General features: G+C 40.9%; 15 protein-coding genes. 7 read left to right on the forward strand and 8 right to left on the reverse strand.

What is annotated here, in order from left to right; translation table 11 throughout:
• Genes ACE1ET_RS07790 through ACE1ET_RS07800 form a run of 3 tightly spaced genes read left to right on the forward strand, consistent with a single transcriptional unit; the run spans position 1 to position 2,589 of the window.
• On the forward strand, positions 1–1,041 hold the full coding sequence (locus ACE1ET_RS07790; protein ID WP_375727818.1) for an adenylate/guanylate cyclase domain-containing protein: 1,041 nt from the start codon (positions 1–3) through the stop codon (positions 1,039–1,041).
• Positions 1,041–2,003: a YitT family protein gene (locus ACE1ET_RS07795; protein ID WP_375727819.1), complete on the forward strand. Its 963-nt coding sequence runs from the start codon at positions 1,041–1,043 to the stop codon at positions 2,001–2,003. Before ACE1ET_RS07790 ends, ACE1ET_RS07795 begins: the two co-directional genes overlap by 1 nt.
• Before the next feature lie 4 nt (positions 2,004–2,007).
• Entirely contained in the window at positions 2,008–2,589 is a 582-nt protein-coding gene (locus tag ACE1ET_RS07800) for an HD domain-containing protein (RefSeq protein WP_375727820.1), read from the forward strand.
• Between the two features lie 4 nt (positions 2,590–2,593).
• Here ACE1ET_RS07800 and ACE1ET_RS07805 read toward each other — a convergent pair whose 3' ends face one another.
• Positions 2,594–4,360 (reverse strand): ABC transporter ATP-binding protein, encoded by a 1,767-nt coding sequence (locus ACE1ET_RS07805; protein WP_375727821.1) that lies wholly within the window; start codon positions 4,358–4,360, stop codon positions 2,594–2,596.
• Positions 4,350–6,092 (reverse strand): ABC transporter ATP-binding protein, encoded by a 1,743-nt coding sequence (locus ACE1ET_RS07810; protein ID WP_375727822.1) that lies wholly within the window; start codon positions 6,090–6,092, stop codon positions 4,350–4,352. Before ACE1ET_RS07810 ends, ACE1ET_RS07805 begins: the two co-directional genes overlap by 11 nt.
• 284 nt (positions 6,093–6,376) lie before the next feature.
• Between ACE1ET_RS07810 and ACE1ET_RS07815 the strand changes: the two genes are divergently transcribed.
• On the forward strand, positions 6,377–7,213 hold the full coding sequence (locus ACE1ET_RS07815) for an SDR family NAD(P)-dependent oxidoreductase (RefSeq protein ID WP_375727823.1): 837 nt from the start codon (positions 6,377–6,379) through the stop codon (positions 7,211–7,213).
• On the opposite strand, the gene ACE1ET_RS07820 is transcribed toward ACE1ET_RS07815, so the two are convergent.
• From ACE1ET_RS07820 to ACE1ET_RS07840, 5 genes are all read right to left on the reverse strand, one after another.
• On the reverse strand, positions 7,214–8,200 hold the full coding sequence (locus ACE1ET_RS07820; protein WP_375727824.1) for an SDR family oxidoreductase: 987 nt from the start codon (positions 8,198–8,200) through the stop codon (positions 7,214–7,216).
• A gap of 15 nt (positions 8,201–8,215) precedes the next feature.
• Positions 8,216–8,929, reverse strand: a complete 714-nt coding sequence (locus ACE1ET_RS07825; protein WP_375727825.1) for a CPBP family intramembrane glutamic endopeptidase — start codon at positions 8,927–8,929, stop codon at positions 8,216–8,218.
• A 133-nt stretch (positions 8,930–9,062) separates the two neighbouring features.
• A complete protein-coding gene (locus ACE1ET_RS07830; protein WP_375727826.1) occupies positions 9,063–10,442 on the reverse strand; it encodes an MGH1-like glycoside hydrolase domain-containing protein in 1,380 nt (459 codons plus the stop codon).
• Between the two features lie 8 nt (positions 10,443–10,450).
• Complete coding sequence (locus tag ACE1ET_RS07835) at positions 10,451–12,640, reverse strand: glycoside hydrolase family 3 N-terminal domain-containing protein (RefSeq protein WP_375727827.1); 2,190 nt, start codon at positions 12,638–12,640, stop codon at positions 10,451–10,453.
• Positions 12,641–12,745: 105 nt separating this feature from the next.
• A complete protein-coding gene (locus tag ACE1ET_RS07840) occupies positions 12,746–13,276 on the reverse strand; it encodes a DUF3124 domain-containing protein (RefSeq protein ID WP_375727828.1) in 531 nt (176 codons plus the stop codon).
• A 314-nt stretch (positions 13,277–13,590) separates the two neighbouring features.
• On the opposite strand from ACE1ET_RS07840, the gene ACE1ET_RS07845 reads away from it, so the two are divergent.
• The 3 genes from ACE1ET_RS07845 to ACE1ET_RS07855 all read left to right on the forward strand — a co-directional run bounded on the left by ACE1ET_RS07845 (position 13,591) and on the right by ACE1ET_RS07855 (position 16,580).
• Positions 13,591–14,568, forward strand: coding sequence for a c-type cytochrome (locus ACE1ET_RS07845; RefSeq protein ID WP_375727829.1), 978 nt, complete (start codon positions 13,591–13,593; stop codon positions 14,566–14,568).
• A gap of 120 nt (positions 14,569–14,688) precedes the next feature.
• Positions 14,689–15,243, forward strand: coding sequence for a DUF4251 domain-containing protein (locus tag ACE1ET_RS07850; RefSeq protein WP_375727830.1), 555 nt, complete (start codon positions 14,689–14,691; stop codon positions 15,241–15,243).
• A 341-nt stretch (positions 15,244–15,584) separates the two neighbouring features.
• A complete protein-coding gene (locus tag ACE1ET_RS07855) occupies positions 15,585–16,580 on the forward strand; it encodes a glycoside hydrolase family 43 protein (RefSeq protein WP_375727831.1) in 996 nt (331 codons plus the stop codon).
• A gap of 156 nt (positions 16,581–16,736) precedes the next feature.
• On the opposite strand, the gene ACE1ET_RS07860 is transcribed toward ACE1ET_RS07855, so the two are convergent.
• Positions 16,737–20,537 (reverse strand): LamG-like jellyroll fold domain-containing protein, encoded by a 3,801-nt coding sequence (locus ACE1ET_RS07860; protein WP_375727832.1) that lies wholly within the window; start codon positions 20,535–20,537, stop codon positions 16,737–16,739.
• Between the last annotated feature and the right edge of the window lie 8 nt (positions 20,538–20,545).

Here is a 20,545-nt window from a genome sequence, read left to right on the forward strand (position 1 = left end):
ATGACAAAGATTTTAGTTGTAGACGACGAAACTGATCTGGAGATTCTGGTCAAGCAGAAGTTCAGGAAACAGATCAGAGATAAGGTATATGATTTTGTATTCGCCATAAATGGGGTGAAGGCACTGGAGCAGCTGAAAAATAATCCGGATGTCGACATTGTGCTGAGCGATATCAACATGCCGGAAATGGATGGGCTAACCTTGTTGAGCAAATTGGCAGAACAACACTCTGTACTGAAGTCCGTCATCATATCTGCTTATGGTGATATGGACAATATTCGTACTGCCATGAACCGGGGAGCATTCGACTTTATAACCAAACCTGTCGATTTTAAGGATCTGGAGATAACCCTCGAAAAAACCATAAAACAGGTGACCCAGGTAAGAGAAACGCTTCGGGCGATTAAAGAGAACAATATCCTGAAAATGTATGTGGATGAAACGGTGCTCAACTTCATGGATACCAAGGAATTTGAATCATCTATCATGACCAATGAGACCATTGAAGCAGCCGTGGCATTTATAGATATCTGCGGATTTACCTCGATCAGCGAAAATGAACAACCCGATACGGTAGTGGAATTGCTGAACAGCTACTTTGATATCATGGTAAAAGAAATCATCAGCCAGGGAGGATTCGTGGATAAATTCATTGGCGATGCCATCATGGCTGTCTTTCGCGGTGATTATCACATGGACAGAGCTATTGATGCTTGTCTGGCAGTAAGAAACAAAATAGCTGACCTGCCGGAAATTTCTGAACATGTCACGTTTAAACCCAGTGTATCTATTGGGATCAACAGTGGAGAAATGGTGTCCGGTAATATTGGATCATCCAGCCTTAAAAGGCTTGATTACACGGTTATCGGCGACACGGTGAATGTTGCACAACGCTTACAGGCATCAGCCGGGCCGGGACAGATTCTTATCAGCGAACACTCATATGAAAAGATCAAAGAATTTTTTAACTGCAAAAAAAATGGTGAACTCAGCCTGAAAAATAAAGCAAAATCGATGGTAACATACGAAGTGATAGAGTAATGCGTAAAAAACACAAAACACAAATTAAAAGTAAAAAAAACAGCATCGACTGGAAATCAATATTTTCATTGCAATCCATGCTAACAACAATAATCGGTATCTTTATTTCGGTAGTTGCACTGAAGGGGTTTATGATCCCCAATAAATTTCTTGATGGTGGTGTTACAGCAGTATCCATATTGTTTAACCTGGTATTTAAAATCAACTTCAGTATTTTGCTGATTGTGATCAACCTGCCATTCATTTATCTGGGCTACAGAAAAATAGGAAAAACATTCGCCGTGCAGTCCCTGATGGCAATTTTGCTGATGGCTGTTTTGATGTTGGTACTGAATATTCCAACGGTAACTCAGGATAAAGTTTTGATTGCTGTATTTGGTGGATTTCTTATGGGATTAGGGATAGGTTTGGTCATTCGCGGAGGTGGAGTTGTTGATGGTCTGGAAATTATTGCACATTACACTAAAAGATGGGTTGGATTTACTACGAGTGAAATCATCATGTTGTTTAACTCACTGGTAATCTTAGCGGCAGCGGTGGAATTTGGCATTGAAACTGCCATGTACTCCATACTGGTTTATTATACAGCTATGAAAACGTCGGATTATGTGGTTGATGGAATTGAAGAATTTACAGCCCTTACAATAGTATCAAAAGAAGATCAGGAAGTTAAAAAACTTATTGTTAACGATTTTGGTAAAGCCATAACGGTATATAAAGGTGAACGTGGATACCTGCCCGGATCGTTCCAGAAAAAATTTGACTGCGACATTGTCGTAACCGTAGTAACCAGGCTTGAAATTCACAGGATCAAACAATCCATCATGCAAATTGATCCCAATGCCTTCTTCTATGTGGAAAGCATTAAGGAAGTAAAAGGTGGATTTTGGGGAAAGAGAAAGATAAGACCTTTAGGCACCGGTATCCCAAAAACAAAAGAAAACAAACCTGAAAAGAAATAAGTGAATGAAAAATACAGGAAAACTAAAACGCTTTATTACCGGAATGTTGAATGACGGTCTTAACGAATTGCTAACCTATCATGGCGTGCATCATACGCTTCATGTACTAAATGTATGTCAGCAATACATTAAACGTATGCAGGTTCCTCCTCATGAGGCTTACCTGTTAAGAACTGCCGCTCTTATGCATGATACAGGATATATTGTCAGCAGCCATAATCATGAAGAGGAAAGTGTGAAAATAACCAGAAAGTTATTGCCGGAATGGGATTACAGTGATGTCGAAATAGCCAGAATTAACGGAATGATCCGTGCAACTAAGATTCCTCAGAAACCATTGAATATTCTGGAATGTATTTTAGCGGATTCAGACCTTGATTATCTTGGAACAGAAGCGTTTTATCCGATAAGTCAAACATTGTATCAGGAACTCCTGAATCTGAGTGTCATCCATTCACATGAGGAATGGAATAAATTACAAATTAAATTTCTTCAAAATCACAGCTATCATACGCCTTATGCCAAAAAATACAGGGAACCAGTTAAACAAAAGTACCTGGCAGAACTGCTCAAATCTCAAAGCTGACCATTTAACTAGCCATATTTCCATGCATCAGCATATCTATGGCATCGTTCAGTGAACCAGCCCTTACTATTTCGCCGGTATTAACAAAATAAATAACATCTGCATTGGCAATGGTATTCAGACGGTGGGCAATAATGACCTTAGTTGTGGTTTCAGGCAGTTTCTGAATAATTTCGTCCAGTAACTGCTCGGTAACTGTATCTATATTGGCTGTTGCCTCATCAAGGATCAGTAATTCAGGTTGTCGAAGGATAGCCCTCATAAAAGCTATCAGCTGTTTCTGTCCCAGGCTGATGCCATTATCCGACACATCTATATTGGTTTCCAGACCATCATCAAACCTTTTTAAAAGTTTTTCCAGACCGCTTTTTCTGAATATCTCAGTAAGCTCTCCGTTTTGCAGGTCTTTATATGCTTCGTTTCCATACAAAATGTTATCCCGGATAGTGCCACTGAACATGAACGGATCCTGCAGAATAAACCCGATCTTTTTCATCCGTTCGGATGGAGAATATGAACGAATATCTTTCCCGTCCAGTAAAACTTTCCCTGCGGTAGGATCGTACAATCTTGCGATAAGCGATGCTGTTGTTGTTTTCCCTCCTCCGGTAGGACCTACAAATGCATATGTTTTACCCTTCTTCAGATTAAAATTGATCTGATTTAATACTTTGGTTCCGTTTGGATAAGAAAAAGATACATCTTTAAATGTCAGCAAAGTTTCTGTTTTTTCCTCTTCTTCCGATTTTATTACATGCATATTACTTTCCATGGACAGAATTTTCTGAATGCGTTCCCAGGCAGCCAGTGCCAATTGAAAACTGGCCCAAAGTGATGCCAGTTGCCTTAATGGATTGTAAAAACTATTGACGTATGCAATAAAGCTGATGAGGAAACCAACAGTAAAACTTCCCTGGGAAATAAGATAGATACCATAGGTCAGTACAATCAACATTCCAACATTCGATAATATGGTGTAAACAGGCATGAACAATGCGTTTGCCACACCTGCTTTAACAGATGCAGAATAATTTTTTCGGTTGGCTTTTTTAAAGCGCTCCCTGAAATAGTCCCGGCGGTCAAAGGCTACGATCACCTTAAAATTATTCAGGCTTTCCTGCACTTCTGAACTCAGGAACCCGGTAGTTTTAAGACTTTCAGAATTTCTCCTTTTGACCCATGGAGATACAAATTTGGTGAAGATCCAGATGATGATAGCCGGAGATAAAGCGGCCATACCTAAACGGAAGTTAATAGACAGCAAAAATATTCCGGATCCTATCATAATGAGGACTGACATTAAAAACTGCATAAGCGACTGGGAAAAAAACTGATTTACCTTATCGGTATCATTATTTATTCTTGATATCAGGTCTCCTGCTTTATTCTGATTAAAAAAATCGTACGGCAGTTCCTGAAGTTTGTTAAACACTGCATTGCGGAGCGTAAATAACATACGCTGTCCTACCGATCCCATTAGCTTGGTTCTTAAATAACCGGAAAACAGGGCAATAACATACATTACCAACAATATTCCACTGAAAATCAATACGCCATGAAATTGTTTGGTCTGCACATAATGATCGATCGTGTATCCGATTAACATCGGTCCGGTCAAACTTAATGCTGCCGTAATAAACATAGCAATAAAGGCAATCAGCAAGGTTCTTTTTTCCTCTACCATGTGCCCCACCAGACTCTTTAGAGAAGCAAAGCGGAACTTTTTCTTCTTATTTTTCTCTTCTGTGAATGTATTAAGATTATAGTTCATAATGGCTTGTGCTTCTTTGTGATTCGTAAATCTGAATATACTCAGGACACGTTCTTAAAAGTTCATCATGCATCCCTGCAGCGACAATCTCTCCTTCCATCAACAATATGATCTGATCGAAATCCTTTACCGGATCAATCTTTTGTGTGACGGAAATAAGGGTTATATCGGGATAGTTTTGCTGTACATTAGTCAGAATTTTCTGCTCCGTTTGCTGATCCACACGTGCTGTAAAATCATCCAGCATTAGAATTTCGGGATTCAGCGCCAGTGCCCTTGCTAACATGATACGTTGTTTCTGACCTCCGGAAAGGCTGGTTCCCCGCTCAGAGACAATGGTGTCAAGCTTATTCGGTAATGTATTGATAAACTCCTTAAGTTCTGCCGTTTCAATGGCTTTATCCAGTGAATCATCCGTTACCTGATCGCTAAAGGCAATGTTTTCGCGTACACTCATCTGAAACATCACACTATCCTGAAATACAAATCCCAGTTGATTGTGAAAAACCTTCTTTTTGTAATCGTGAATGCTGTTTCCATCAAATTCCACCACACCGCTATCGGCATTAATTAATCCGGTAAGCAGATACAACAACTGACTTTTCCCTGCCGCAGTAGGTCCAATAATTGCGGTTCGTGTTCCCGGGTCAACCGAGAGCGACACATTTTTAAGTGCCGGTTTATCGTCGTAATACACCGATACATTGCGCAGATCAATTTTCCCACTTAGTTTAGTTTCTATGAATCCTGTTTCCTCTTTATCAGGCACTCTTAATACCATATCAATACGTTCATATGACGCAGAAGCCTGTGCTATCAGGTTACTCATAAAACCAATTACGATAATAGGAAATATTAAAATAGTTATGTAGCTGTTAAATGCTGCAAATTCTCCCAGGGTTAGCTTTCCGTTAATGACAAAATGACCACCAAGAGCCAGAATGGTTAGTGTGGCAAGATTTGACACAAAGGTTATAATCGGAATTAAGGTTGCAAATAATGTGACGATTGAAATTCCAATATCCTTTGCTTCTGTATTGGCTTCCAGAAATTTTTTGTATTCCAGCTGCTGAGAATTCAACACGCGTATTATGGCAGAACCCAGTATACTTTCATTGATCACTTTATTCAGCCAGTCGATGACTTCACGGCTTCGTCTGAAATACACTCTCACCTTTTTCAGAATAATAAAAAATGTTACTCCGATGATGGGAATCGCTAAAATAACCGGAATGGCCAGCTCCCAGTTAATCGTCAATAATAAAATGCAGATTCCAACAATCATGAATGCAGAGGAAATAATATTGGTTACTCCCTGTGCAACAAACATTTTTACCGAATCCATATCTGATGTGAGATTGGTGAGCAGTTTGGAAGGATTGGAATCCTGTATGAACACAAAACTTTGTTGTGAAATTTTGTCTGACAATTTATTCCTGAGATTCATTGCCACACGCTCTGAGGTATACGCCTGCGTTACAGATTGCAAAACAGTGAACAAAAAAATGACAATTGCAGCCAGCATAAAATAAAAAATAACAGTCTTTATCTCATACGAGCCCCCTGAAAATGAATCAATCCCGTAAGATATAATCTTGGGAATGATGAGGTTGGCGCCATTACTGATAAGTGTAAACAGTATTAGCAATACAATAAGCAACTTATATGGTTTAAGTAAGCTAAACAAATTTGGTTTGTCCTTCTTAGACTTTTTATCACTTTTGCCTTTCATGGTTGCCTATTGAACTTTCCTGCTGAATTATTTACAAACAGCCTCGTGAAATAACTGAAAATACCATTAACTGAGCAGGATTAATTGAGGAATTATTGTTCTGTGTTGTTAGTTTCAGCAATTACAACTCTTTAGACTACTAAAAGGTTCAGATGAGGCAATATTGAATTTTATTCATTTTACATTTTTAAACTAACCAATAATTTCCGTAATTTATATCATGAAACATCAGCAGTGGTGAGTTTATATGATGAAATTGCGGAGAAACACAAAATCATTGTATTATGGCATCTGACAGAAAATTTGCACTAATAACAGGAGCAAGTAAGGGTTTTGGACGTGCAATTGCGATCGAACTGGCGTCAAGGAAGCACAACCTGCTTTTACTTTCCCTGAAAAATGAGGGACTGGAGATGCTATGCCAGCAAATCCGTAACCTGCATCAGGTGGAAGTGAATTTTCTGGAAGTTGATTTTATGAAATCCGGCACCATTGACCTCATCAAAGAGTGGACCAAACAATTTAATGTCAATATACTGGTAAATAATGCCGGTTTAGGTGGAACCAAAAAATTCCATACCTCCAAGATTTCATACATTGAACGGATTATTCAGATAAACATCAGAACGGTTGCTGTACTTACGCATACCCTGTTGCCACAACTGATGCAGAATGAAGAGGCTTATGTTTTGAATATTGCCAGTATGGCAGCTTTTAGTCCCATTGGTTATAAAACGGTCTACCCGGCATCCAAAGCTTTTATATATTCCTTTTCACGAGGATTATCAGAAGAACTTCGCGGAACAGGTGTTTCTGTTACGGTTATCTTTCCCGGCCCTATCCGCACCAACAGCGAAATTATCAGCAGAATAGAAAAGCAGGGCTGGTGGGTTCATGCCGGGTTACAATCCCCTGAAAAGCTGGCGAAAATAGCGATCAACAACTTATTGAAACGACGGAAAGTTATTGTCCCTGGAGTAATCAATAAAATCAACTGGTTAATGATTAAGATAATCCCTCCACGCGTTTTAATTCCTATGGTTTCTAAACGTATAAAAAATGAAATTGCTGAAAAACCCAGTCCAAAAGATATAACCGGGAAATCAGCTCAGACAAATTAGTTACCCATTATTATTTTTTAGCCATTTAACTGTATTCAGTAAGCCAAAATTCAACGTTACAGGTTTATATCCCAATTCCTTCTCTGCTTTTTCGCAGGATACATTCCAGTTATACATAAAGCGTTTTAACCATTGTTTTGTAATCAGCGGAGGTTTGCCTGTGACTCTTGTCCAGCCTTCAAATAATGTAGCAACAAAAGATAACAAGACGACAGGGATATGGAGCATCCTTTTCTGAACGCCGGAAACTTCTCCAAGGGTTTTAAAAAAATCATAAAACGATGCGTTTTCTCCCGCTAACAGATAATTCTCCCCACTTTTCCCTTGCTTCCAGGCTAAAATATGTCCTTCCACCACATCATCAATATAGACGTAATTTCCAACACTCTCCCCATCACCGGGAATCACATTATATTTTCCGTTCACGTACATATCCACCATCCGGGTAACACCGTTGCTCTCGCTAAGCAATCCCGGTCCGTAAACCCGGGTTGGATTAACAATGATGACCTCGAAATTTTTATTCGCCAGATCTTTTGCTTTTCGCTCCGATATATCCTTAGTTTCCTCATAAGCCGTTAAATAAGGCACCGTACGTTTGGTTTCTTCAGTCACAATTCCATCGGTAGAAGGTCCGTATTTCCCAGCCGTAGAAGTGAGAATAAATCGCTTAACTCCTGCCTTTTTAGATGCCTGTAATACGTTTTCGGTACCGGTGACATTAATGCGGTACCAGCTGTCCGGATCTTTGTCCCATAACCTTGCAAATGCTGCCAGATGAAACACGATCTCACATCCGGCTAATGCCTTATCCAGTGAATCAGGATCCAGAATGTCACCCTTAAAAAACTTTATCCCGGGTTGAACCAACTCCTTTTTCTTTTCGGGAGAACGGAACAGTGCATGCACCTCATGGCCTTCATCAACCAATCTTAAAACCAGTTGTTTGCCAATGAATCCAGTTGCTCCAGTTACAAAAATCTTCATGGTTATAACAGGTGTTTAATGCATGTCTGATTTTGACAAAAATGTAACCTTCATTTCCTTATGATAATATAATGAGAACCACTCGTTAGACAGTGCCATTACCACGTGCATCCCGAAAGCCACCCAGAATGAACCGGTATTAAACGTAATTATACATAACAGAATTCCTAAAGGAATCGCCCCGATTGTTTCAAATTTACCTTTCGGAATATGAGCCATAGCATATAAAACGGTATTTATAACGACCGCCCAATAGGGTCCTACAGCATCCTGCGCAGCAAATAATAAAAAGCCCCGAAAGAAAAACTCATATGCCAGCAGATAAAGTATCCATGTAACAGCGCTTAACGTAAATACGCCAATATTCCAGTTATCTATCCTGATCTGCGGATAAACGTTCAGGTTGGCATCCTTCCTGGCCTGAAAAAAATTCAGCGGAATTATTATAACTGACAGAATAATAAACCAAAGTAACGATCTGTATGGCATAACCAACGCTGCACCGTAATCTTCTAATCCGGTTGAAAATGTATAATTCATGATGCCTATCGGGAAAATTCCGAAAGTAATGACTCCGGTTAAGCGCTGTAAATAAATAAATGTAGCACTGCGCTTATTATCAACAGATTTGGATTTTCTGTTAAATTCGATAAAAAAGACAGAATAAATCACCAGCAGAATAACCGAAGATAGCAAAACGATCCAAAATATTCTGTAATTCGAATCCATAGAACATTTACAATTGGTTCATCAAACCAAATATATTGAATAATATGAGTTTATGGAAATATTTACAGATTGTTCCGTTTATTAATCATCATAAGAAATAGAATTAGCATTTATTTCTTTCATCCTCAAAACCCTAAAATTCAGTTACTGCAGATTTCCCGTCCAGCCAGGCCGCCATGTTCAGTACCAGAAAATTCCAGTTCTGAAACCCCTTATTTAAAACAGGCTCACAATTGTCGGGCAGGTAATATTCATGAAGTGCCCCAAACCGTTCAAAGTCACGTCCCAACAGCAAAATCGTTTTCTCTGCCAGTTCCTTCGCTTCCTCATCATAGCCATACTCCACCAAACCACGGAATACCAGGTAATTGACATTAATCCAAATCGGTCCCAGCCATGACGAAGGATTTCCACTGGCCCTTGTATCATACATCTTTTCAAGCGGAGAGAGTGTTCTGATTCCTGCCGGTGCATTGTACGACGTTGTATCATGAAAGTGTTTTTCGACCATTTGTTCAGCCTGATCCGGCGTGGCAATGCCTGCCCACATGGCCATAAATCCGCTCCAGACACTTAGCCTTTGAATCAGACAATCGTAGGTCCGTGGCTGGCCCACATGAAAAATAAGCTTTCCTGCTTTGGCATCTGCATCGTCAGGTTTTACTACCGGTTTTAGGTTCAGATCCACACTGTAATAAAAACCATCGCGAGGATCCCAGCAATGTTCCCTGATCCGGTCCGAAAGACCGTTAGCTTCCTTTTCGTAGTAACCGGCAATCTCCCCAAGATTCAGACACTCCGCAAGATAAACCATGGCTTTCAACTCTTTATACATCAATGCATTTAAAAAGACGGAGCCGGAACTCTCATCCGGTCTGTAAAACGTGCTTGGGTCATTATCCACGCCAATAGCTTCGTCAGTTTCCCAGTACATCAATCCCGTTGCTTTATGCCTCTGAAAATTGAGGTATCTGTCCACAAAAGCCTGAAGGGTATAAAAGTCATCCCGCAACCATTCGGCATCACCATCCATGTTCTGTACAATAAAGGCTGCATGCTGAGCCAGGGTAGGCTTATGCATGTTATGTTTATATGCATTTACCCCTTGAAGCATTTCGTTCCGTGATGGTGCATTGCGTTCAATCCAGATAGGGATCCAGCCATCCATGCCGCCATAACTCAGGGAATTCAAAACACACCCCTGCTCATATTTCAATGCTTGTTTCCGGTCCTTTTCTGTTCCGTTTTCCAGCAGGACCTGTCGTAATGCCACATCACTGAGCCAGGAATCCCAGTCCCATAACATATCCAGGTACTGATCACTTCCGGGTGCGAGAAACGGAAACTTAAGTGCGCCTCCTGCCTCCCGGTACATGCCCTTCATTTCGCTGTAAATATTGTCGCGACAGATCTGTTTGTATTTTTCAACATTAGCAGTATTCCGTTCCGGCATCTGACAATATGCAAGATTCAGAAAGCATAATCCCAATAATATGGCTAAGCTTCTTATCATTTTACAGGTTATTTATAATCAACCACAACTTCCCTTACCGATGCACCCAGTTCTGCACTTCGTTCTCCGGGCGAGGCATTACCCACCATAATTTTCACTTTCCCCTTATAATTTACCGTTTCACCTTTATCGTTGATGTATGATATCTCTGCCGGCGTCAGTCTAAAACTCAGGTTTTGTTTTGATTCCGGATCAAGCGTAATCCGTTGAAATGCCTTAAGATCCGCCTGTGGTACTTTTACTTTTGCATTCGGAAGGGTGATATAAAGCTGTATCACTTCGTCTGTTTGGACCTTACCATTGTTCTGAACCGGTACATTAATAGTCAGTTGTTTGGATTTTCCTTTTCCTGTTTTCTCAACAGCAAGCTCACCAAGTTCAATATCACCGTAAGTCAATCCGAACCCAAACGGATACATGGGGTCAGCTTTCATGTATTTATAGGTCCGGTTCTCCATGTTATAATCAGCGTAGGGAGGCAGTTGATCCAAAGATTTTGGAAAGGTGATTGGTAATTTACCCGATGGAGATGCATCGCCAAATATGATATCCGCCACGGCGTTTCCACCTTCTTCACCCGGATACCAGGCATAAACGATGGCGTCAGCAAGATTGCTTATTTCTGTCAGATCCAAAGGACTTCCTGCAAACAGCACTACGACAAGCTTCTTATTGCCTTTGCGTTGAGCTATTTTTCGTAGATACTTCATCTGTGCTTCAGGTAATTTCATGCTCAGATTGTCCCCTTTAAATTCCGATGCAATGGCTTCACCTTCCTCTCCTTCTATTAACATGGTTAATCCCATACCTACAATGGTGACATCCGCCTCACCTGCCTGTCCGCTGTACCAGTCTATGGGATTCTTATTCTCAGTGGCAGCTAATGTTCCGGCCCGGTAACCCACACGTGTTGAAGGTGATGTTTTCGAAACCACACCCTCCACAAGCGTTACCATGTTATCACTTAACCCGTGGTAGTTACCAATGAGGGAATGAATATCCCCTGCAAACGGACCTCCGATATACACAAAGTTCAGATCCTTTTTTAATGGCAGCGTATTGTTCTTGTTCTGCAGCAAGACAACCGATTTAAGTGCTGCTTCCCGGGCCAGTGCCCTATTCTCTTTACTGTTGATGACGGATACCGGTATTTTTGTATATGGATTATCGGTAGGAGGATCAAAGAGTCCAAGTTTGAACCGGGTACGCAGTACTTCCCTTAAGCGGTTATTGATATCAATTTCCGAGATCAGTCCGTCGTTTACAGCTTTTACAAGTGCATGGTAGGTACTACCGCAATTGATATCCACACCACTCTTTATGGCCATAGCAGCAGACTGTTCTGCCGTTTCAGTAACATGATGGGTTCTGTGAAAATTGGCAATAGCACCACAATCACTCACAATGTGGCCGTTAAAACCCCACTGATTTCTTAAAATATCAACCAAGAGCGGATTGCTGCCACAGCATGGCAGATGATTGGTACGGTTATAGGCACACATCACGGCTTCCACGCCTGCATCCACACACATTTTAAAGGCAGGAAGATAGGTTTCGTATAGATCCTTATCACTCACCACGGCATCAAAATGGTGGCGGTCCGCTTCGGGTCCGCTATGGACCGCAAAATGTTTGGCACAGGCAGCAGTCTTCAAATACTTTGGATCATCGCCCTGCATCCCTTTGATAAAAGCGGCGCCCATGCTACCGGATAAGAATGGATCTTCTCCAAAGGTCTCCTGACCACGGCCCCATCTGGGATCACGGAATATATTTACATTCGGGCTCCAGAATGAAAGCCCCATATATTGTATGTAGGGTTTTCCTGAAGCAACCAGATCGTTATTGATGGCCCTGGCTTCATCCGAAATGGCATCGCCGATGCGGTATTCCAGTTCCGGATCGAAGGTTGCAGCCAGACCAATGGCCTGAGGAAATACCGTGGCGCGTCCGGATCGAGCCACACCATGAAGTGCCTCACTCCACCAGTTATATTGAAATATACCCAGGCGTTCTATGGCAGGACTGGCGTTCAGCAGCTGGCTGGTTTTTTCTTCCAGCGTCATTTCCTGTAACAAAAGATCTATTCGTTCATCAAAGGATTTTGAACCATCAAACCAGGGAAAATCGTTGGAAAGATTCTGTGCAAAACCTGCACTGCTTAACATCAGCAGGCAGAACATAAGGACTTTATTCATGATATTATAAGGTTAAAACATACTTAAGGGTTAAAAATAGGGAATATTTGGGGAATGAGAAAACACAAAAATAATGACTAAGTCCCTGTGAACTGACAATACCATTTATTTCGTGTATGCGCTTTTAATTATTTTGGCATCGGCCGTAAACGATATCCCCTGTTGTCCATAAGAACCAATCATAACAGTCTGTATCAGCAGTTGATCCGAATTATCCCTGGCTGTCCAGTCAACCAAAAAATGAGCTCCGGCACCACCCTGAGACTCTTTTTCACCGACCACAAATTCGATAGATTCCAGTGGTGAAAGAAGAATAGTTGAATCAATGTATTCGGCCAGTTTTTTCCCATAAGAATCGTTATATACTGCAGATACAATGTAAGCCGAATCTGTGAACGAAGTGTTTCGGATGCTAAGTGTGGTGGTCAATAAAAACCTTTCCGAACCATCTTTGTGGTAAATGTCAGAATACACGGGCACATAATCCGTTTCCTTGTAGCCAAGTTTTTGATGTGTAATATCAACAAAATTGTAAATATGACTGGGATGGCTACGTTTCTTAATTTTCGTCTGTCTATCCAAAGAACAAGACGACAATACCAGCAGCAAGGCAAAACTCCACATTAAAGTTTTCATGGCTCTCAATTTTTATCTAAAATACGGATTTTTTTTGAACCGGAACAGTGGCAGAAAGCACTATATTTAGTATAATCTCCTTTATGCCAGTCTGTAAATCAGTCTATGTCAACTGACTTTTAAAAAGTCCATCAATGCTCTTATATGTTCAGAAATATCTTTTTATGTGTTTCTATTTTTCTTAATTTTATGTCAGGTTACGGTTATATAACCGGATCAGTTCGCCTCCGTTATTTTATCTCCAAAATTGAATCTCACTTATTCTTTCGCATTTTCGTTGTACTCTCCTGATGGAAACCTTTAAATATAATGTGATGAAAAAGTTTAAGAAAATTCTGGGTTATGGATTCCTGGTTATTGTGATTGTTGTGATCGGATTTGTGCTTTATCTTAAATATGCACTGCCAAACATTCCGGTTCAGGAGAATGTAAATGTGGAAATTACACCAGAACAGGTTGCCCGGGGCAAATACCTGGCCAACAGTGTTATGTTGTGTATGGACTGCCATTCGCAACGGGACTGGAACTTATTTTCCGGCCCACCTGAATCAGGCACACGGGGTGAAGGCGGTGAAGTTTTTGATCAGGAAATGGGCTTTCCCGGCAAGTATTACACACCAAATATTACACCTGCTGCACTTTCAGACTGGACGGACGGCGAATTGCTTAGAGCTATTACCAGCGGTGTTAACAAAGAAGGGAAGGCGTTGTTTCCGGTCATGCCTTATCTCAATTATGCTAAACTGGATAAAGAGGACATCTATTCTGTAATTGCCTACCTGAGAACCATTGAACCAATAGAACATACTGTGCCTGCATCAAAATCTGATTTTCCTATGAGTCTGATCATCCATACAATTCCTAAAGAACCAGAATTCACTAAAAGGCCGGATAAAAGTGACTTATTGGCTTACGGGGAGTATATGATTACAGCAGCATCCTGCACCGATTGTCATACGCCAATGAAAAACGGTCAGTTTATTATGGATATGCAATATGCAGGTGGTATGGAATTCCCATTACGCACAGGAGGGAAAGTCTACTCTGCCAATTTAACACCCGACAAAGAGACAGGCATCGGCAATTGGACTGCAGAGAGTTTCGTTGCCCGGTTCAAGGTTTATGCTGACAGTTCATACTCACCTCAGGAGATACACCATGGTGATTTTAACTCTGAAATGCCATGGATGATGTACAGTACCATGGATGAATACGATCTGAAAGCAATTTTTGCCTATTTGCAAACGCTCAAACCAAAATCAAATAAGGTCACAAAATTTGTTCCTGAATAAAACGGCACTATTAATTAGTGTTGCTTACTGCTAAATATTCTGAATTTAAGACTATTAGAGCCATCAAAACATAACTTTGGAACTGATTTTGAAGGGAATATTATCAAAAAAACGAAAGTCATGAAAAAGAGATTTTTGATAATGTTGTTGGTACTTATGCCATTTGCTTTCGTTGCGAATGGGATGGGTCAGGTAAGCAGGGCCGAAAAAAAACAAATTGACAAACGTGAAGAAAAAGCTCAGCAGGAAAAGGACTATAATCAGACCCGGAACATGCTTCTTAACAGGGACTTTGTTCTGGAAGCTGATCATCTGATGGACAAATGGGGTAATCGTGCATGGGTTAACTCCTCCATTAATTTTGTAATGGTAGATTCATCCACTGCAGTTATCCAGGTAGGATCAAACTACAGAATAGGCCCGAACGGCGTTGGAGGTATTACAGCTAAAGGTAAAATCACTAAATGGACTGTAAAGGAAGATCCTAAAAACGATTCGTTTTACGTACAAATGAATGTAATGACGAGTATTGGGATCTATGATGTAAGTTTCAACGTAAATGCCGGAAATATTTCCAGTGCCAGTGTCACCGGTTTACGTCCGGGACGACTGACATTTGAAGGGGACCTTGTTCCTTTGGAACATTCAGGCGTATTCGAAGGCCAATCTATTTAAGCAGTGATCCTGAAGTTTATGCAGTCATACAAAATTGCAGAACGAAAGGATACTGATTGTGTAACGGAAATTGTTATTGTTTCCTGGCTATTTTAGTAACAAAAGAAAGTCAGCCGCTTAACTGAGGCTGGCTTTTTTTAATGGAATTCAACCTTAATTTACTGTTCCTTAATGACCACAACCTTAAACATCACGGATTTTGTTAACTTTACGGATAATGGTCAATTTTTATATGGCATGATGAAAATATGTAACGTTAAATTTCCTGTAGTGTAAACAGAGAATTTTCCTGCTTAAGCAGCACATACCAAAAGAACACAAACATAACATTATACAAGCACATGAAAACACTGTTAACTTTAATTTTAACCGCAGCAAGCTTCTTTCAGCTTTCTGCACAACGCTGGAAACCAGAAGTTAAGGAGAATATACCGCTGGATTCTATCCGTCTTAGTGATCCATGTATTCTGGCAGATCAAAACACTCAGATGTATTACATGACTGGAACAGGTGGTCTGCTTTGGAAAAGCAAAAATCTGAAAGAATGGACTGGCCCGTATATTGTAGCTAAAACAGATCCGGATTCCTGGATGGGACCACGCCCTATGATCTGGGCTGCAGAATTGCATCAGTACAAAGGAAAGTATTATTATTTCGCCACGTTTACCAACAGAAGTGTAAATATAGACACTGTGCGTGGCAATGTCATTAACAGAAGAGCCAGTCACGTACTGGTCAGTGACACACCGGATGGTCCTTATGTACCCATGAATGATCCAACCTATCTTCCGGCGGACAAGCCAACACTTGATGGCACTTTCTGGGTGGATAAGGATGGTAAACCATATATGATTTACTGCTATGAATGGTTGCAAAACTGGAACGGTACAATTGAGAAAATAGAACTTAAACCTGATCTTTCAGGCTCTATAGGGGAAGGTAAGGTACTGTTCAGGGCCAGTGATTCACCCTGGAGCAAGGAACGTGATGAAAATGGAAACGTTAAACCGAATAAGGTTACGGATGGTCCCTATCTTTTTAAAACCGGAACCGGCAGACTGGGAATGATCTGGACAAGCTGGATTTACGATGTGTATACACAAGGTGTGGCTTACTCAGAAAGTGGCACACTTGATGGCCCCTGGATTCAGCAAAAAGAACCAATAACACCGGCAAATTTTGGCCATGGCATGTTATTTAAAACACTGGATGGAAAAGATTTGATGTCGGTGCACAGCCATAAAAAAGTAAACGGACGCACTGTAAGAATTCCACATTTGTTCGAAGTGGATTTGTCAGGTGATAAGTTAGTGGTTAAAGGGCCATATAATCCATGATGGCATAAAAAAGGTCAGCCTCGGAATGAGGCTGACCTTTGAGGTTAAAATCAAAACTAAAGTCGGTAACTGGTAATATTTTGAAGAATTATATTTTTTATGCAATCCTAATGATTCTCGTCAATAATCTTTCCCCTGATTTCAGGTAAAACTACTCTACCTGCTTATAATTTTAAATACGTTCGATGTCTTTTCAGTTTGTACTTTAACAATATACATCTGAGAATCCGGCAAATTAAAAGTAATGCTTTTTGATTCTGTCGAAATTTGCTTCACTTCGTCTCCTGTCAGATTATAGATGGATATAAATGCAGAAGTCCCATCTGTACTCAAAGTAAAATAGCCTGTACCTGAAACCGTTGGATAAATCCGGATTTCCGGATCTCCGGAATGGATTAATGGTATTCCTGTATTTGTTCCGTCAGAAAATACCTTAAGATTAACATAATCAATAAATATTTTAGCATGATCGCCGGTACCCGCATTAACCGACTGAAGACCAACCTGAATTTTGCCGGATGCCACTTCCGGCAAGGTAAAAGTTATTACTTCTGTTTCCCAGGCTCCATTGCCAAAAGATGATTTTGAAGACATGACAGCATTACCACTGTTTGGCACCCAACCTACCAGACATTCTCCCTGATTGGCATTGGTGTTTGCATTATATGCACAATACGCCAGATTATACTTTCCGGCAGGTAAAGTAACTGTCTGATAATATACCGCAGAACCTGTCCAGCCAGCAGATATACCTACTGCTCCGGCTCCACCTCCTGCTGCACCGTCCGATCCGGTTGAAGGGACATTTACTCCATTAAATGTGCCAAGGTAACCATATTCGTAGGTTGATCCGGCAGTCCACTCCCCGTTTTGTATCCTTGTCCAACCTTCTATTACCTGTACCGCTCCATTTCCTGCGCCGAGATCGATACCGCTACCTGTTCCCTGAACATAATTGCAGTTAATGTCAAATCCCGGATTATCTAGGTAAGTTGAGGTTACATCTTTCGCCATGTTAATGATATAGGTTTGTACATACGTATTGCCATTATACGCATAAGAAACCGAAATGCTGTCCGATTTCTGAACATCTTCCAAAATAAGATTCTGATCGGTACTGCCATCACTCCATAGCCAGGTACCACCTGTCATATTCATGCCTGGCTTAAAAACAGGTATTAGCTTAACGGACTGACCCGATAGTACAGGAACTATACTATCAAAAACGGCCTCACCGCTATTCAGTGAATATGCAGGGTCAAAAGGTTTAACCGACTCCATTATTTTGACAATATCAGCTTTCGTCATAGCACTGCTATAAATACGAAATTCGTCAATGGTTCCTCTAAACATTGGATCAGGCCACTGTGATTTACCTACATAGTTATTTTCTGTATAGCCTAAATCCGATGGTTTTATTGCCATCGACGTGTTTTGACCAACCGTCTCTCCATTGATATACATTGTGGCTGTATTACCTGATTTGGTCACTGCAATATGCGTCCATTCATCGGTAATAATAGTTTTTGTAGTCATTATTTGTTGCTCACTACCACCAGCCTTTATGGCAAAACGAACATATCCATCGCTTGCTTTTCCAGTCAGAAACATATTATAGCTGGTATTGGTTCCAAAGTCCCAGACACGAGCCCAGGTGTCAACCGCATCAGGTTTCACCCATGTTGAAACCGTAAAATCGTTCAGAGTACTTAGAAAATCTGTTGGAAGCTTTATGTAGGATGAAGCACCTCCATCAAAGCTAACGCCATTGTTATTTGCGCCCATTTTTGTCCAGCCACACGAATTAGTTTCACCATCGTTGCCGGCCCAAACATCATGGATAATATTCCCATGCCCCTCATCCATGGGCCAATATGCAAATGAATTGGTATCGGGCACAATAGTTACAGAAAAAGCCTGTGAATAGTCTGATCCTTCTATAGAATATGTAACGGTGATTTCTTTCTCCTCCTGAATGTTTCCCAGCACAAGGTTCTGTGTTGTTTCACCACTGCTCCAAAACCAGGTCCCGCCTTCCATACCAGCCTTTACTACTGGCATTAAAGTAACGTTTTGACCTGCAACAACAACAACCTTATCACGGAATATTATATCGCCATCTCCAACTTTATAACTTGCCCCCAGAGGTTTTACCTTAATGTGGAAGTTAAGGGTTACTTCAGCTCCTCCCATATTTGTTCCGACTACTGAAAAGAGTGTGTCTGCCTTTGCAATGTATGCTTCCTTTGTTCCTGATGTTTCCCCTGTATTCCACAGAAATGTTGAATGCCAAGATGAAGCCCATGTTGACATAATGACTTTTGAATTCTGCATGACTGTTACAACAGTATCATTGACCACACCATCACTGGTTGTCATCGAATATGAATAGGTATCAGGTCTGCAATCGCCATATACTGAAATACTAAACAACTGTGAACTCTCAATGCCATTTTTAGTGTATTTCACGCGATATAAGGCACTGCTGTCTGCACTAATTTCCAAATCCTTTGTTGTGCTGCCGGTATTCCACATCCAGCTTCCTGTATCTACTACTGTGTCTGGTAATAACGGCACTAATGTTATAGTACTTCCAGGAGTAACATTACTCAATTCTCCCTGCTGATAAGTTTTACCATTATATATAATCGATGTACCTAATGTCAACGGTCCATCCTCAGGTGAAATTGCCGGACGCGTACAGGTTAAGGTGCTGAAACCAAGATGGTCATAACCTCCGCTTGTACTACCCCAGGCTCCTCCGTCAGCTACAACCATATCGGCCATGTGATGTGAATAATTTAAAGTAATACCTTTTATCCCTTCATAATGGCCTAATATTCGGTCCCAGTATGGTCTGAACTGGCCTCTGCTTCCGCCATTTGGACCTGTTTGTCTCCATGAATTCCAGTAGTCTGTTCTTACATCATGATACCAGTATTCAGTCCATGGCAGATCATCAATTCCTGAGTTATATGCCGCAATGTAAGCTATTCCGGCCAGCAACCTGTTATCCATATATCCAAATAAATCGTCCCCCTGGTTCCATGCGGTCTGGCAAATATCTACTGCTAATCCAAGCGCCATAGTAGCATGACCCTGGTCTCTGCCTGATTCCTGCATCTGACCTATTTTACCCAATGGGCCCCTGCTGTCACTATGAACAACAGGAACAAGATTCCCAATAAACTCAGTAAGTCCCCAGTTATCAACACGGGTCAGTGTTGTATCATCTTTAAACGTACCAACCTTATCGTATTTATAATATGCAACTCCCTGATTGTAAATAAATTCATCATCACACAAAATACCAATACTCATCATGGCCAGAACATTGCATAGACCCCAGTTTGACCAGTAATGTCCGGGAGTTCCCTGGGCCCAGGTATCATGTCGCCTGCTTAAAAAATCATATATCCTTGGATACCAAACATTTTGCATCCATTTCTGGAATTTCTTAAAATCGGCCGGCTTCCAACCAACATAATCCCGCATCAGTTCGGCTGCATTGGCAAATTCATACCCATACAGACCTGATGCAAGTGACATATTGGTATTTCCTCCTATATCTTTCGTCACATCTGCCCAGCTGTTCAGAATATAAACAGCCCTGTTTGCATGTGCCACGTCACCGCTGATTTTCCAGCGCAATGCATTCAGATAAGCAGCATGTGCTCCACGTGCTGCATTAATGTAATTTTCATCACCGGCAATTCCTCTTTTAATGATTTCAACAGGCCATGTCCCAACATTTGACTGGGACCATTCATTGGTTTTTAAATTATTGTAGCCTGCAACAACCGCCGGATTATTTGCAGCCAATTGTGCTTTTATCCGTATAAAATCTTCATTGGTATGCAGCATGCCGGGATGCTTAAATCCCTGTGAATACATTCCAACCGTTACACAGATGAGTAATAAGGTCAAAAAGTACTTAATGTTAAAAAATGGTCTCATGAAAAATA

Source organism: Quyinboa mangrovi, assembly GCF_042219825.1.
Classification (GTDB): domain Bacteria; phylum Bacteroidota; class Bacteroidia; order Bacteroidales; family UBA5342; genus JBHJHP01.